This is a genomic window from Micromonospora sp. NPDC049523 (assembly GCF_040676775.1).
Lineage (GTDB): Bacteria > Actinomycetota > Actinomycetes > Mycobacteriales > Micromonosporaceae > Micromonospora_G.
Window position 1 is genome coordinate 1 of sequence record NZ_JBFAPP010000039.1, and the last position, 15,195, is coordinate 15,195.

Genomic DNA, 15,195 nt, shown 5'->3' on the forward strand with positions numbered 1-15,195 from the left:
ACATGCCCATCGCCCGCGACGTCACCCCCACCCTCACCACCGTCCGCCTCCCCCTCGCCGACATGGGCGCCCGCGCCATGACCCTCGCCCTGCAGCCGATGGAGCCGAACCACGCCGAACAGGTGCCGGCCGAACTCATCCGGCGGGAGAGCACCGCCCCGCCGCCGGAAACCGCGATTGGCATAAGGAAAGGCAAGCCTTATCAATAGGGGAGCCCGGAATATGTGGAGAGTTTGATTCGCCGAACCGGCTGCCGCGCGCAGTGGCCCGATCTAACGTGTGGGGAAATAGGGAGAGGAAAAACCATGACCCAGATGTTGGAAATGCCGCGCGTACAGGACTGTTCGGTCAGCGACTGCGGCTACAACCACGACGGATGCCACGCCTTCGCCATCACTATCGGCCTCGGCAACTCCCAGTGCGACACGTTCATCGACAGCACGGACAAGGGCGGCACCGACGAGGCGAGCGCGCAGGTCGGCGCGTGCAAGCGGACCGAGTGCCGGCACAACCAGGGCCTCGAATGTCACGCCTCGGCGATCACGGTCGCACCCGGACTCGACGCCGCCGACTGCCAGACCTTCACCATGGCCTGAGCCACGCCAGGACCCAACCCTCGTCCGGGTCGCTCATGTGCACCTGGGCGCGGAGAATGTCCTGACCCCGCAGGTCGTGCACGGTGTTGTCGTACTCGGTGTACACCACCCGGTACACGCCCTGCGCGCCGGTGGTGAGACCGACGCCGGACCATGCCTCGCTGATGCGTACGTCGCGGTCCTCGTTCTCGACCGCCATCACCGCGAACGGCAGCGCGAACATCAACCCCACCAGTCCGAACAGCAACGGGTCGAGTACCGCCCGGACCAGAGCCATGCCGCCACCCCCTGCGAACCAGCGTGCGGCGCCGCCGTCTCCGTCCGATCGCGACCGGATCCCGATCCGCCGTCAGCGGCCCTCGGCCAGGTCCATCGCCCGGTAGATCCGCTGCTCCGAAACCGGGTACGGGGTGCCGAGCGCCTGGGCGAACACGTTCACCCGCAACTCCTCGATCAGCCAGCGGATCTGCCGTACGGCGTCGTCGTTTCGGCGCCCCGGCGGCAGGTTGGCCAGCATCTGGTCGTACTCCTGCTGCACCTGGGTGATCCGGGCGAGCTGGTTGCGGTCGCGTACGGGATCCTGCGGCAGCCGGTCCAGCCGCCGCTCGATCGCGGTCAGGTAGCGGGGCAGGTCGGCCAGCCGGGCGTACCCGGTCTCGGTGACGAAGCCCCGGTGCACCAGTGCCGAGAGCTGCGCCCGGATGTCGGCCAGTGCCGCCACCAGGGTCAGGCTCGTGGTCCGACCCAGCCGCTGCTCCACCGCGTACGCCGCGCTCAGCGCCCGCTGCACCCGGCCGACCACCTCGACCACGGTGTCGACCAGGTCGGCGCGGACCCGGTCGCGCAGCGCGGCGAAGCCCTCCGCGTCCCAGGCCGGCCCACCCGCGTCCGCGATCAGCTTGTCGATCGCCGCCCCGGCCGCGTCGTCGAGCAGGTCCAGTACGTTGCGGTGCGGGTTGCGGCTCAGCGCCAGCTTCGCCTCGTTGCTCAGCCGACCCTGGAGGAACTTCACCGGTGAGGCGACGGTGAGCCGCAACAGCCGACGGGTACCCGCCCACATCGCCTGCTGCGCCTCGGCCGCCGAGTCGAAGACCCGTACGCCGACGGTTTCACCCTCGTCCACCAGCGCCGGATGGGCGGTCACCCGGTAACCGGCTCGGACCTGCTCGATCGTGCGGGGCAGGGTGCCGATGCTCCACTCCCGCAGGCCGTGCCGTTCGAGTTCCGGTGCGGCGGCGGCGACGGTCTGGCGTACCTCGGTCTTGAGCTGGCGTTGCAGCGCGGTCAGGTCCCGGCCCTGTGCGACCGCCTTGTTCTCGTCGTCGAGCACCCGGAAGTTGAGACGCAGGTGCGCCGGCAGCTTTTCCAGGTCCCACGACTCGCGCGGCACGGTCACCCCGGTCATCCGGCGCAGCTCCCGGGTGAGCGCGTCGACCAACGGCTCCGCTCCGGGTTTGATCGAGGCGAGCACGGCCCGCGCATAGTCGGGCACCGGGACGAAGTTGCGGCGTACGGCCTTCGGCAGCGACCGGATCAGCGCGATCACCACCTCCTCCCGCAGCCCCGGCACCTGCCAGTCGAAGCTCTCCACCGGCACCTGGTTGAGCATCGGCAGCGGGATGTCGACGGTGACCCCGTCGGCGTTCGTGCCCGGCTCGAAGCGGTACGTCAGCGGCAGCGCCAGCCCGCCGGAGTGCCACTCGTCCGGGTAGTCCGCCTCCTCGATCCCGCCGCGACCGCTGTTGATCAGCATGCTCCGGTCGAAGGTGAGCAGTTCGGGCTGCTCCCGCCGGGTCCGCTTCCACCAGCTGTCGAAGTGCCGGCCGGAGACCACCTCGGCCGGGATGCGCTGCTGGTAGAAGTCGAACAGCGTCTCGTCGTCGACCAGGATGTCCCGCCGCCGGACCCGGTTCTCCAACTCCTCGACCTCGTCGAGCAACTCCCGGTTGGCGTGGAAGAACCGGTGCGGGGTCTGCCAGTCGCCCTCCACCAGGGCGTGCCGGATGAACAGTTCGCGGGACAGCTCCGGGTCGATCCGGCCGAAGTTCACCTTGCGGTTGGTGACCAGCGGGATGCCGTACAGGGTGACCTTCTCCTGGGCCACCACCGAGGCCTGCTTCTTCTCCCAGTGCGGCTCGCTGTAGGTGCGTTTCACCAGGTGCTGGGCCAGCGACTCGACCCACTCCGGTTCCACCTTCGCCGCGACCCGACCCCAGAGCCGGGAGGTCTCCACGAGTTCCGCGGCCATCACCCAGAGCGGGGGACGGCGGGCCAGCGCGGAGCCGGGGAAGATGGCGAACTTCGCGCCCCGGGCGCCGAGATACTCGCTGCCGCGCCCGCCGCCACCCGAACCGGCCGCCGCGCCCTTCGCCGAACCCTGGATGTCCTTGACTCCGACGTGGGACAGGAGGCCGGCGAGCAGCGACTGGTGGATCCGTCGGGGGTCGACGGTGACCTCGGTGCCGTCCCCGTCCGGCGCCGGCTCGACCTGACCTTGGGCCGTCGCGGCCGGCTCGGCGGCGCCGCGCCCCCGACGGTCGCGGCCCGGTCGCTGGCCGCGCGGGTTGCCGCCGTCGAGCGTACGGGTGACCTGCCGGAGCTGGCTGAAGATGTCCTGCCACTCGCGTACCCGCAGGTAGTTGAGGTATTCGGCCCGGCACATCCGGCGGAATGCGCTGGAGGACAGCTCCCGCTGCTGTTCGCGCAGGTAACGCCAGAGGTTGAGCAGGGTGATGAAGTCCGACTCCGGGTCGGCGAAGCGGGCGTGCGACTGGTCGGCCTGCGCCTGCTTCTCGACCGGCCGCTCCCTCGGGTCCTGGATGGAGAGCGCGGCGGCGATCACCATGACGTCCTCGGCGCAGCCGTTGGTCTCGCCCTCCAGCACCATCCTGGCCAACCGCGGGTCGACCGGGAGCTGGGCCAGCTTGCGGCCGAGCGGGGTGAGCCGGCGGTTCAGGTCCGTCTGGGCGGGGTCGAGCGCGCCCAACTCGTGCAGCAGGTTCACCCCGTCGGTGATGTTGCGCCGGTCCGGCGGGTCGATGAACGGGAACGCGGCGATGTCACCGAGCCCGATCGCGGTCATCTGCAGGATGACCGAGGCGAGGTTGGTCCGCAGGATCTCCGGCTCGGTGAACTCGGGCCGGCTGAGGAAGTCCGACTCGTCGTAGAGCCGGATACAGATGCCGTCGGACGTACGCCCGCAGCGGCCCTTGCGCTGGTTGGCCGACGCCTGCGACACCGCCTCGATCGGCAGCCGCTGCACCTTGAGCCGGTGGCTGTAGCGGGAGATCCTCGCCGTACCGGGGTCGATCACGTACTTGATGCCGGGGACGGTCAGCGAGGTTTCGGCGACGTTGGTGGCGAGCACCACCCGGCGGTTCGAATGCGACTGGAAGACCCGGTGCTGCTCGGCGGTGGACAGCCGGGCGTACAGCGGCAGGATCTCGGTCCCGCGCAGCCGGGGCTTGCCCTGGACCAGTCGGCTCAGCGCGTCGGCGGTGTCCCGGATCTCCCGCTCACCGCTGAGGAAGACCAGGATGTCGCCCGGCCCCTCGGCGGCCAGTTCCTCGACCGCGTCGCCGATCGCCTGGACCTGGTCGCGTACGTTGTCGCCGTCCTCGGTCTCCTCGGTGACCTCGACCAGCGGCCGGTAACGGACCTCGACCGGGTACGTCCGACCGGACACCTCCACCACCGGCGGCCCGCCGCTACCGTCCCCGTCCCCGCTGCCGTCCCCGCTCCCGCTGCCGTCCCTGTCCCCGCTTCTGGTGTCGGCTGCGCCCGTCAGGCCGCCGAAGTGCCGGGCGAAGCGGTGCGGGTCGATGGTGGCGGAGGTGATGATCACCTTCAGGTCGGGCCGGCGGGGGAGAAGTTGCCGCAGGTAACCGAGGATGAAGTCGATGTTGAGGCTGCGCTCGTGTGCCTCGTCGATGATCAGCGTGTCGTACTGGTGCAGCATCCGGTCCTGCTGCAACTCGGCGAGCAGGATGCCGTCGGTCATCAGTTTGATCAGGCTCCGGTCGCTCACCTGGTCGGTGAAACGCACCTTGTAACCGACCGTGCCACCCAACTCGGTGCCGAGTTCCTCGGCGATCCGGTCGGCCACCGTACGGGCCGCCAGTCGGCGCGGCTGGGTGTGCCCGATCAGGCCCCGTACGCCGCGTCCCAGCTCCAGGCAGATCTTCGGTATCTGGGTGGTCTTGCCGGAGCCGGTCTCGCCCGCGACGATCACCACCTGGTGGTCCCGGATCGCCGCCGCGATGTCCTCGCGCTTCTCGCTCACCGGCAGCCCGGCCGGGTACGTGATCACCGGTACGGCGGCCCGCCGCCGGGCCAGCCGCTCCTGCGCCCCGGCCAGTTCCGCGACGAGTTCCTCACCGGCCAGCTCCCGTTTGAGCGGGTCGCGGATCCGGCGTACGCCGTCTATCCGGCGCTGGAGCCGGCGTTGGTCACGGAAGATCAGTTCGGGCAGGCTGGCCTGCACCTCGCGGATCGGATCGGGCAGCGCGCGGGCGGATGGTGTCTGCATGTCGCTGCCAAGGATAGGCAGCGTCGCCGACGAGTGCCCCTGGTTATCCCCCGTCGTCTGACCGCTGCCCGGCCCAGCCCGACGGCAGCGCGTACGCCCAACCTTCCGGGTGGTGTTCCGGTCGCGCGACCGGGTCGGTCAACGGCCGGCCGTTGATCAGGTGTTCCAGTGCCCACCGGGTGCTCGGATGGGCCACCACCAGCACCCGGTGGCCGTCCCAGGCACTGGCCAGGTCGCGCAGGAAGCCGTACGCCTGGTCGACCACCTGCCGGAAGCTCTGCCCGTTGGGAAACGGCTGGTCGAGGTGCACGGCCTGCCGGGACAGCACCTCGGTCAGCGGTGCGCCGTCGAGGTCGCCGAAATCACACTCGCGCAGCCGGGTGTCCCGGTGCACCGGGATCCGGAAGCCGCGGAACGCCAGCTCGACGGTGGCCACCGCCCGATCCAGGTCGGAACAGAAGATCGCGCCCAGCCCGTCGCCCCGGCGGCGCTCGCCGAGTTCCCTGGCACACCGCCGCCCGTACGCGGACAGTTGACCGGGCTGCCAGCCGGTCGCTCGTCCGGCCTCGTCGTCACTGGTCATCGCGTGCGTCTCGAAGATGATGTCGACCCCCATGCCGCCAGCCTGCCGGATGCCGGTCGGTGTCGGAGTCGGGTCGGCCGGTGTCGGGTCAGCTCGGTGACGGGCCGGGTTCGAGCAGCGTCGCCGGCAGCGGCACGTTGCGGAACCGGACGTTGCCCGGCGGCGTACCCCAGATCAGCACCTCGACCGAGAGCCGGCCGGCGCGTACGGCCGGGTCGTTGTCGTAGAGCCGCCCGGCCAGCTCCGGCTCGCCGACGAACACACAGAGCTCACCGGCGTCCGTGCCGTCCGGCCCGACCAGCGGTCCGGCGGCGATCACGTGCCCCTGCTCCACCAGCCCGTCCTGATGGGCCCGGTGGGCGTCCCAGAGCCGGAGCAGCGCCGCCTCGGGCAGCTCCGGCGGAGCCGTCGGGCGACGTACCAGGACCACCGTGTGGTGCTCGAAGTGCATGCCTTCAGGCTAGGGCGCGCGGGGCGGCTGACGGTGAGATCGGTCATCTCTTGTTAGGCCGGGGACCGACAAGATCCTAAGGTAAGCCGATCCTAAGCGGGGAGGTGAGAGCGGGTGCATGACGTTGCGGAGCGACCAAGGGTGGCGGTGACGCCGACCCGCCGGTCCGGGCGCAGCCGGATCACGGTCGTCCTCGGAGCGCTGATCCTGCTCGGCCTGCTGGTGCTGGCGAGCCTGGCGCTCGGCAGCAAACCACTCGCGCCCGCGGAGGTCTGGCACGCGCTGGTCGCCCCGGACGGGGGAGAGGCCAGCAGCATCGTGCACGACCTGCGCATCCCCCGTACGGTGCTCGGGCTGGCCGTCGGCGCGGCCCTCGCCGTCGCCGGGGTACTGCTCCAGGCCCTCACCCGCAACCCGCTCGCCGAGCCGCGCATCCTCGGCATCAGCGCCGGGGCGTCGCTCGGCGTGGTCACCGCCATCGCCGTGTTCGGCGTCGGCACCCTCAACGGGTACGTCTGGTTCGGCATCGTCGGGGCGCTCCTCGCCGGACTGCTCGTCTTCGGCGTCGCCAGCCGTACCCGCGACGGCGCGAACCCGGTCACGCTCGCCCTGGTCGGCGCCGCCCTGGACGCCAGCCTCGGCGCGGTCACCATCGGCCTGCTCACCGTCGACGCCCGTACCTTCGAGGAGTACCGGTTCTGGGTCGTCGGCGGGCTGGGCGGTCGTGACGTCGACGTCGCCGCCCAGGTCGCCCCGTTCGTCATCGCCGGACTGCTGCTCGCCGCGATGGTCACCCGAGGACTGGACGCGCTCGCCCTCGGCGACGACGTCGCCCGTGGCCTCGGCAACCGGGTCGGACTGATCCGGATCGGCGGCGGAGCCGCGGCGGTGCTGCTCACCGGTGCCGGAGTCGCCGCGGCCGGCCCGATCGCCTTCGTCGGCCTCGCCGTGCCCCACCTGGCCCGCGCGCTGGTCGGCGCCGACCAGCGCTGGACCCTGGCCGTCTCGGTGCTGCTCGGCCCGGCCCTGCTGCTCGGCGCCGACATCGTCGGACGCCTGATCGCACCGCCCGGTGAGGTGCCCGCCGGCATCGTCACCGCCCTGATCGGCGCCCCGCTGCTCGCCCTGCTGGTCCGCCGGGCCCGGGTGGTGACCGCGTGAGCGCCTCCACCCAACTGTTGCCCGGCCGCTCACTGCTGCGCCTCGGGCGGGTCAACGTGCTCGTCCGGCGCCGCTCGATCCTGGTCGCGGTGGTGCTCGTACTCCTGCTCGCCGGGGCCATGGTGCTGAGCCTGTCGCTCGGCACCCCGTACGTCGCCCCGGTCGACGTACTGCACTCGTTGGGCAACCTCGGCGACCCGAACGGCACCGGGACCCCGTACGACGTGGTCGTGAACCGGCTCAGGCTGCCCCGGGTGGTGCTCGCGGTGGCCGTCGGCGCGGCCTTCGGCATCGCCGGCACCCTGATCCAGAGCGTCGCCCGCAACCCGCTCGCCAGCCCCGACATCATCGGCATCACCCAGGGCGCCGGCCTGGTCGCCACCATCGCGCTGACCACCGGCGCCTCGGCCGCGATCCTCGCACCGAGCGCGCTCGCCGGTGGCCTGATCGCGGCCGCGGCGGTGTTCGCCCTCGGCGCCCGGCACGGGCTGGCCGCCCAGCGGTTCGTCCTCGCCGGGGTCGCGGTCGCGATGGCGCTGCGCGCCGTCACCGAGGTCGTCATGATCTCCGCCGACCCGATCGACGGACAGCGGGCCCAGATCTGGCTGGTCGGCACCCTCGCCGGCAAGGGCTGGACCGAGGCGACCTGGATCGCGGTCACCCTCGTGGTGCTGCTGCCGGTGCTGTTCTGGGCCGGCTGGGCGTTGCACACCAGCGCACTCGACGACGACACCGCACGAGGACTCGGGCTGCGCCCTGCCGCCCGGCGGATCGGCCTGGCCGGCGTCGGCGTACTTGTCGCCGCGATGGTGACCGCCCAGGTCGGCGCGGTCGACTTCGTCGCACTCGTCGCACCCCAGGTGGCCCGGCGGCTCGCCCGCACCGAACGGCCCCCACTGGTCTGCGCGGCGCTGGTCGGGGCCCTGCTGGTGGTGCTCGCCGACCTCGCCGGGCGGCGCCTGTTCGCGCCGGCGCAACTGCCCGCCGGCGTACTCACCGCGGCCATCGGCGGGCCGTACCTGCTGTTCCTGCTCGTGCGCGGACGCCGGAGGAATTCGTGATGCTGTCCACCCGTGAACTCGTCGCCGGCTACGACGAGCGGACCGTGCTCGACCGGCTCGACCTCGACCTGCCGGCCGGCGCGTTCACCGTCATCGTCGGCCCGAACGCCTGCGGCAAGTCCACCCTGCTGCGCACCATGGCCCGGCTGCTCACCCCGCGCGCCGGTACCGTCCTGCTCGACGGCACCGCCATCCGGGAACTGCCCACCCGCGAGGTGGCCCGGCGGCTCGGCGTACTGCCACAGAGCCCGCTGGTTCCCGAGGGGGTGACCGTCGCCGACCTGGTCGGACGGGGCCGGCAACCGCACCAGAGCTGGTGGCGGCAGTGGTCACCGCAGGACGCCGAGGCCGTACGCGAGGCGATGGCGCTCGCCGCCGTCGACACGCTGGCCGACCGCGCGGTGGACACCCTCTCCGGCGGTCAGCGGCAGCGGGTCTGGATCGCGATGACCCTGGCCCAGCAGACCGACGCGCTCCTGCTCGACGAGCCGACCACCTTCCTCGACCTGGCGCACCAGGTGGAGATCCTGGACCTGCTGCACCGCCTGCGGGCCGAGCGCGGCCGGACCGTCGTCGCCGTCCTGCACGACCTCAACCAGGCGGCCAGGTACGCCGACCACCTGGTCGCCATGCGCGCCGGTGAGGTCGTCGCCGCCGGACCGCCCCGGGAGATCCTCACCGCCGACCTGGTCCGTGACGTCTTCGGGCTCGAATGTGTGGTCGTGCCCTGCCCGGTGAGCGGTGCGCCGCTGGTCGTACCCGCACTCACCACCCCGTCTCCGGCCGGTACGGCAACCGCCGTGTCCGCCTGACCCACCCGATCGGGTACGGCCGAACGCCGTACCCGATCACGAGAAGGATGCGGCGACCCGCCGTACCCGTCGAAGTTGAACCGAAAGGAACACCCATGCGCCGTCCCGCCGCCACCCTCGCCGCGGTCGTCGCCCTCGGTGTCGGCCTGACCGGATGCGCCAAGAGCGACCCGGTGGCCGGCGGAACCGAGGCGCAGACGCACCCGGTCGTGCACGCGATGGGCACCACCGAGGTCCCGGTCCACCCGCAACGGGTCGTGGTCCTCGACAGCGACAAGATCGACAGTGCGCTGTCGCTCGGCATCGTGCCGGTCGGCACCGCCATCGCCAGCGAGTCTGACGGGCTGCCCACCTACCTCGGTGACAAGGTCGCCTCGATCAAGCTCGTCGGCCTGACCACCGAGCCCGACCTCGAGGCGATCACCGCGCTCAAGCCCGACCTGATCATGGGCAGCAAGTTCCGCCAGGAGAAGTTCTACGACGAGCTCAGCGCGATCGCCCCGACCGTCTTCACCGACAAGGTCGGCATCACCTGGAAGGCGAACTTCCTCCTCGACGGTCAGGCGCTCGGCAAGGAGCAGGAAGCCAAGGACCTGATGGCCGGCTACGAGAAGCGGGCCAAGGAGGTCGGCACCAAGATCGGCGACCCGGCCGCGAAGAAGATCTCCATCGTCCGGTTCCGCGCCACCGAGATCCGGGTGTACGGACCCGACTCTTTCTCCGGCATCGTCCTCGGTGACGTCGGCCTCGGCCGTACCGAGCGGCAGCTGCTGGCGAACAAGGAGGACAAGCGGTTCGACTCGGTCAGCCCGGAGCGGATCAGCGAGGTCGACGGCGACGTCATCTTCGTCTGCGCGTTCGGCGAGAAGGCCGTCGTGCGGCAGACCGAGGTGACCGGCGGCAACCTGTGGCGCAACCTCTCCGCGGTGAAGGCGGGTAAGGCGTACACCGTCTCCGACGAGACCTGGATGACCGGCATCGGCGTCACCGCCGCCGGCAAGATCCTCGATGACCTGGAGAAGTACCTCCTCCCCGCCTGACCCCCACCGCGCCCACCCCCCAAGATCCGCACTCTTTCTCTACGGGAGTGATGATCTTGGGGGGAGGGGTGGGGAGAGTGGGGGGAGGGTCAGGCGGCGGTGGACCAGATGGCGCTGAAGGCGGCTGCCTCGCCGGCCAGCCAGCTTTCGACCTGCTCGGCGCGGACGGACGGGCTGCGGCGGTGGGTGACGCCCCGGCGCACGTCGACCAGCACCGGCTCGGCGTGCGGAAGCACCTGGTCCATGTGTCGGGCCATCAGGTGCAGGCTGGCCAGCACCAGTTCGTCGCTCGGCGGTGCCTCGTCGAAGTGCAACCTCACCGCCTCGGCGTGGCCGTCCGCGAACCGCAGCCCGAGATGCGGATTGATCTTGACCGGTAGCCCGCCGAGCAGGCCGAGCGCGTCGTGGGTCTGGGCCAGCTCGACCGACCGCGGGTCACCGAGCGAGTTGAGGTACGCCAACGTGCCCGGGACCAGCGCCTGGTAGAGCGGTCGCCAGCGCGGCTTGACCAGGTCGGGTACCTGGTTGACGTGGGTGCCGCCGGTGTGGAACGCCAGGTCGGACTTGAGCGCCTTGACGAACTGACCGTGAGGGTTGAAGCCGGAGCGGCTGGCCCGCTGCTTGCGCAGCCCGCCGACGAAGTTCGCCTTCGCCGGGCCGGTGCGGTCGACGTAGCGGGAGAAGGCGAGCAGGGTCGCGTAGGGCAGAACGGGAGCGGCGGGCTGGGTGGCGGCGGCGGGCGCGGTGGTTGCGGGCGGTGCACTGGAGGCGGGCGCAGTCACGGCAGTCCTCCCAGGTCAGGAGCCGGATTAGTACACCCATTCTAATCGATCGGCACCGCTCCGCCCAGCCGAAAACGGCCGTACCGGACAGCGAATATTGCTGTCTGGTGCGGCCGAGATTCCGCACAGTGAGGGCGGTCCGGCGCGGGTCCGCGCGGGCGGCTAGAGCTGGCCCACCTCGGTCACCCGGACCACCGCCGCACCGGCCTCGTCGGACGCGGCCAGGTCGACCTCCGCGCTGATACCCCAGTCGTGGTCGCCGTTCGGGTCGTCGAAGATCTGCCGGACCGTCCACTTGTCCCGCTGCTGGTCGAGCAGGAGCAACGCCGGACCGCGCGCGGCCGGACCGGTGCCGATCTCGTCGTACGCCTCGAAGTAAGGCTCCAGCGCGTCGGCCCAGTCGTCGCCGGTCCAACCCGCCTCGTTGTCCAATTCGCCCAGCTCGTCGTAGCGGCGCAGCGCGGCCAGCTCGACCCGGCGGAACATCGCGTTGCGTACCAGCACCCGGAACGCGCGCAGGTTACCGGTGACGGCTGGCGGGCGCAGGTCGACCACCGCCTCCACGCCCTCCTCGGTCGGGTTGCGCAGCCGCTCCCACTCGTCGATCAGGCTGGAGTCGACCTGGCGGACCAGCTCACCCAGCCACTCGATGAGGTCGATCAACTCCTCGGTCTTGGCGTCCTCGGGCACGGTCTGCTTGACCGCCTTGTACGCGTCGGCCAGGTAGCGCAGCACCAGCCCCTCGGAGCGGGACAGCCCGTAGAAGGCGACGTACTCGACGAAGGTCATCGCGCGCTCGTACATGTCGCGGACCACGGACTTCGGGGCCAGCTCGTGGTCGGCGACCCACGGGTGCCCCTGCCGGTACATCTCGTACGCGGCGTCCAGCAGCTCGGCGAGCGGCTTCGGGTGGGTGACCTCGTTGAGCAGCTCCATCCGGGCTTCGTATTCGATCCCGTCGGCCTTCATCTGCTGGACCGCCTCGCCACGCGCCTTGAACTGCTGCGCGGAGAGGATCTGGCGCGGATCGTCCAGGGTCGCCTCGATCACCGACAACGCGTCCAGCGGGTACGTCGGCGACTCCGTGTCCAGCAGCTCGATCGCGGCCAGCGCGAACGGCGACAGCGGCTGGTTGAGCGCGAAGTCGAACTGCAGGTCGACGGTGAGCCGTACCCGGCGTCCGGCCGCGTCCGGCTCGTCGAGCTGCTCGACCACACCACCGGCGAGCAGCGCCCGGTAGATCGCGATCGCCCGGTGGATGTGCTTGCGCTGGGCGGCCTTGTCCTCGTGGTTGTCGGTGAGCAGGTGCCGCATCGCGGCGAACGCGTCACCCGGCCGGCTGATCACGTTGAGCAGCATCGAGTGGCTGACGTGGAAGCTGGAGGTGAGCGTCTCCGGCTCGGCCTCGATCAGCCGCTCGTACGTCGGCTGGCCCCAGCCGATCGAGCCCTCCGGCGGCTTCTTGCGGACCACCTTGCGCCGCTTCTTCGGATCGTCGCCCGCCTTGGCGAGCGCCTTCTCGTTCTCGATCACGTGCTCGGGTGCCTGCACCACCACCCGGCCCATGGTGTCGAAGCCGGCCCGTCCGGCCCGCCCGGCGATCTGGTGGAACTCGCGCGCCTTGAGCAGCCGGGTGCGTACGCCGTCGTACTTCGACAGGGCGGTGAACAGCACGGTCCGGATCGGCACGTTGATGCCGACGCCGAGGGTGTCCGTACCGCAGATGACCTTGAGGAGTCCGGCCTGGGCCAGGGTCTCCACCAGCCGGCGGTACTTCGGCAGCATGCCCGCGTGGTGCACGCCGATGCCGTGCCGGACCAGCCGCGACAGCGTACGGCCGAAGCCGGCGGTGAACCGGAAGTTGCCGATCGCCTCGGCGATGGCGTCCTTCTCGGCCCGGGTGGAGATGTTGATGCTCATCAGCGCCTGGGCCCGTTCCAGGGCCGCCGCCTGGGTGAAGTGCACGACGTAGACCGGCGCCTGGTGGGTGGTGAGCAGTTCTTCGAGCGTCTCGTGCATCGGCGTGGTGACGTACGAGAACAGCAGCGGCACCGGCCGTTCGGCGTTCTTGACCACGGCGGTGCTCCGCCCGGTACGCCGGCTCAGGTCGTCGGTGAACCGGCTGACATCGCCCAGCGTGGCCGACATCAGCACGAACTGCGCCTGGGGCAGCTCGATCAGCGGCACCTGCCAGGCCCAGCCCCGGTCCGGCTCGGCGTAGAAGTGGAACTCGTCCATGATCACCAAGCCGACGTCGGCCTGGTCGCCGTCGCGCAGGGCGATGTTGGCCAGGATCTCCGCGGTGCAGCAGATGATCGGGGCGTCCTCGTTCACGCTGGCGTCGCCGGTGAGCATGCCGACGTTCTCCGCGCCGAAGATGTCGCAGAGCGCGAAGAACTTCTCCGACACCAACGCCTTGATCGGCGCGGTGTAGAAGCTGACCCGGTCGTCGGCGAGCGCGGCGAAGTGGGCACCGGTCGCCACCAGGCTCTTACCGGAGCCGGTCGGGGTGCTCAGGATGACGTTGGCGCCCGAGACGATCTCGATCAGCGCCTCTTCCTGGTGGGGGTAGAGGGTGAGCCCCTGATCCTTGGCCCAGTTGGCGAAGGCGTCGAAGAGCAGGTCTGGGTCGGCGCTGCCCGGCAGCTGATCGGTGAGCGTCATGGCCGGTCAATCGTGCCTGGATCACCCCGCCAACGCCAATCCGCCTCCTGTCCACCCTCTGGATGCTCAGCGGTGGGCTCAGTGACGGGATCGGCGGCGGGCTCAGCGGGGGGTCGGTGACGGGCTCGGTGATGGGCTCAGCGGCGGTGGAAGATCAGGTCGAAGATGGGGCGGCCGGCGGCCAGGGCACGCCGTTCGAACTTGGTCACCGGCCGGTGCTCCGGCCGGGGCGCGTAACCGGCGTACGCGTTGACCAGGGCGGGGTCGTCGGTGAGCGTCTGGCGCATCTGCTGGGCGTACTCGGGCCAGTCGGTGGCGCAGTGCAGGGTCGCGCCGGGGACGAGCCGGGAGCACAGCAGCGCGACGTGTGCGGGCTGGATCAGCCGGCGCTTGTGGTGCCGTGCCTTGGGCCACGGGTCGGGGAAGAACACGTGGACCGCGTCCAGGCTCTCCTCGGGCAGGCAGTGCAGCAGCTCGATCGCGTCGCCCCGGGCGACCCGTACGTTGGTCAGCGCGCGGCGTTCGGTGACCGCCATCAGGTTGGCAATTCCCGGCGTGTGCACCTCGACCGCGAGATAGTCTCGGCCAGAGTCGGCGGCGGCCATCGCCACGGTGGCGTCGCCCATTCCGGAGCCGATCTCCAGCACCACCGGGGCCTGGCGACCGAAGAGGGTGGACAGATCCACCTGCACCTCGGGTGGGTCCGGGACCATCAGGCCGTAGTCGGGCCAGAGCCGGTCCAGTGCGTCGAGGTGCCGCCCGCTGAGGCGACCTCGGCGGGGATGGAAGGTGCGGATCCCGGGGACATGCCGTGCGGGCACGGTGTCGGTCCCGGGGTGGTCGGTGGAGGTCACAGGAACGTGAGCCTACGCGATCAGCGAGATCGAACGCGTGTGCTCGTGGTCACCGAATGAGAGAATTTCTTCCGTACGGCAGGCCAGGTGTCGCCCGCCAGGTGCTGCCCGACGGTGCCGGGAGGTGTCATGGCGACTCCACATCGACGCGCTGGCGCGCTGCTCGCCGCCATCCTTGCCCTGTCCGGCGTCCTGCTCGTCCCGTCCCCGGCGTGGGCTGGCGACATCTACGTCCAGCTCAGCCCGAGCACCGTCGAGGCCGGCTACCTGGTCGGCATCCGGGCCAGTTGCAGCGAGAACACCATGCCGGCCACGGTCGAGTCGGCGGCCTTCGGCACCGTCACCGCCCAGCCGCAGGACGGCCTGCTGACCGCGGCGGCGCTGGTGCCCGAGGGCACCGACGCGGGCACGTTCCGGGTCAAACTCAACTGTCCGGACGGCCGCAACGGCTCGACCATGCTGAACGTGGTGGCGGCCGGCCGGCCCCAGCGTGGTCCGGCGACCGGCTTCGGCGGCTCCGCCGGTCCGGACGCCGGTGACCTGCTGCTCGTCGGCGGGATCACGGTCACCCTGCTCGGTGCCGTACTCGGCCTGGTCGCGCTGCGCCGCCGTGCCGCAACGGTGCCGTCCGGACCGGCCCGCGGCCGGCACGCTCCCTGACCG

General features: G+C 71.0%; 14 protein-coding genes. 7 read left to right on the forward strand and 7 right to left on the reverse strand.

Going from position 1 to position 15,195, the window contains the following annotated elements; translation table 11 throughout:
• Together AB0J90_RS34125 and AB0J90_RS34130 are read left to right on the forward strand one after the other, a co-directional pair.
• On the forward strand, window positions 1-209 hold a 209-nt coding region (locus AB0J90_RS34125), incomplete at its 5' end, for a substrate-binding domain-containing protein (protein ID WP_363603188.1).
• Between the two features lie 96 nt (window positions 210-305).
• Window positions 306-596 carry a DUF1540 domain-containing protein gene (locus AB0J90_RS34130; RefSeq protein ID WP_363603190.1) on the forward strand — a complete coding sequence of 97 codons (291 nt, stop codon included), beginning with the start codon at window positions 306-308 and terminating at the stop codon, window positions 594-596.
• Here AB0J90_RS34130 and AB0J90_RS34135 read toward each other — a convergent pair.
• The 4 genes from AB0J90_RS34135 to AB0J90_RS34150 all read right to left on the reverse strand — a co-directional run bounded on the left by AB0J90_RS34135 (window position 583) and on the right by AB0J90_RS34150 (window position 6,158).
• Window positions 583-873 (reverse strand): hypothetical protein, encoded by a 291-nt coding sequence (locus AB0J90_RS34135; protein ID WP_363603192.1) that lies wholly within the window; start codon window positions 871-873, stop codon window positions 583-585. The genes AB0J90_RS34130 and AB0J90_RS34135 overlap by 14 nt on opposite strands.
• Before the next feature lie 72 nt (window positions 874-945).
• The gene (gene hrpA / locus AB0J90_RS34140; RefSeq protein ID WP_363603194.1) at window positions 946-5,124 is read right to left on the reverse strand and encodes an ATP-dependent RNA helicase HrpA; all 4,179 of its coding nucleotides are present in this window, start codon (window positions 5,122-5,124) and stop codon (window positions 946-948) included.
• Window positions 5,125-5,167: 43 nt separating this feature from the next.
• Window positions 5,168-5,740, reverse strand: coding sequence for a histidine phosphatase family protein (locus AB0J90_RS34145; protein WP_363603196.1), 573 nt, complete (start codon window positions 5,738-5,740; stop codon window positions 5,168-5,170).
• Window positions 5,741-5,795: 55 nt separating this feature from the next.
• A complete protein-coding gene (locus AB0J90_RS34150; RefSeq protein WP_363603197.1) occupies window positions 5,796-6,158 on the reverse strand; it encodes a YciI family protein in 363 nt (120 codons plus the stop codon).
• A 114-nt stretch (window positions 6,159-6,272) separates the two neighbouring features.
• On the opposite strand from AB0J90_RS34150, the gene AB0J90_RS34155 reads away from it, so the two are divergent.
• From AB0J90_RS34155 to AB0J90_RS34170, 4 genes are all read left to right on the forward strand, one after another.
• A complete protein-coding gene (locus AB0J90_RS34155; RefSeq protein ID WP_363603199.1) occupies window positions 6,273-7,319 on the forward strand; it encodes an iron ABC transporter permease in 1,047 nt (348 codons plus the stop codon).
• The gene (locus tag AB0J90_RS34160) at window positions 7,316-8,380 is read left to right on the forward strand and encodes an iron ABC transporter permease (protein ID WP_363603201.1); all 1,065 of its coding nucleotides are present in this window, start codon (window positions 7,316-7,318) and stop codon (window positions 8,378-8,380) included. Before AB0J90_RS34155 ends, AB0J90_RS34160 begins: the two co-directional genes overlap by 4 nt.
• Window positions 8,380-9,192 (forward strand): ABC transporter ATP-binding protein, encoded by an 813-nt coding sequence (locus AB0J90_RS34165; RefSeq protein WP_363603203.1) that lies wholly within the window; start codon window positions 8,380-8,382, stop codon window positions 9,190-9,192. Before AB0J90_RS34160 ends, AB0J90_RS34165 begins: the two co-directional genes overlap by 1 nt.
• A 95-nt stretch (window positions 9,193-9,287) precedes the next feature.
• Window positions 9,288-10,232 carry an iron-siderophore ABC transporter substrate-binding protein gene (locus tag AB0J90_RS34170; RefSeq protein ID WP_363603205.1) on the forward strand — a complete coding sequence of 315 codons (945 nt, stop codon included), beginning with the start codon at window positions 9,288-9,290 and terminating at the stop codon, window positions 10,230-10,232.
• Between the two features lie 89 nt (window positions 10,233-10,321).
• Here the strand turns inward: AB0J90_RS34170 and AB0J90_RS34175 are convergent, their stop codons facing one another.
• The 3 genes from AB0J90_RS34175 to trmB form a co-directional block, all read right to left on the reverse strand.
• Window positions 10,322-11,014 carry a hypothetical protein gene (locus AB0J90_RS34175; protein ID WP_363603207.1) on the reverse strand — a complete coding sequence of 231 codons (693 nt, stop codon included), beginning with the start codon at window positions 11,012-11,014 and terminating at the stop codon, window positions 10,322-10,324.
• A 162-nt stretch (window positions 11,015-11,176) separates the two neighbouring features.
• Window positions 11,177-13,678 (reverse strand): DUF3516 domain-containing protein, encoded by a 2,502-nt coding sequence (locus AB0J90_RS34180; RefSeq protein ID WP_363603209.1) that lies wholly within the window; start codon window positions 13,676-13,678, stop codon window positions 11,177-11,179.
• A 137-nt stretch (window positions 13,679-13,815) separates the two neighbouring features.
• The gene (gene trmB, locus AB0J90_RS34185; protein WP_363603211.1) at window positions 13,816-14,532 is read right to left on the reverse strand and encodes a tRNA (guanosine(46)-N7)-methyltransferase TrmB; all 717 of its coding nucleotides are present in this window, start codon (window positions 14,530-14,532) and stop codon (window positions 13,816-13,818) included.
• A 129-nt stretch (window positions 14,533-14,661) separates the two neighbouring features.
• On the opposite strand from trmB, the gene AB0J90_RS34190 reads away from it, so the two are divergent.
• Entirely contained in the window at window positions 14,662-15,192 is a 531-nt protein-coding gene (locus AB0J90_RS34190) for a hypothetical protein (protein ID WP_363603213.1), read from the forward strand.
• Window positions 15,193-15,195: the final 3 nt, after the last annotated feature.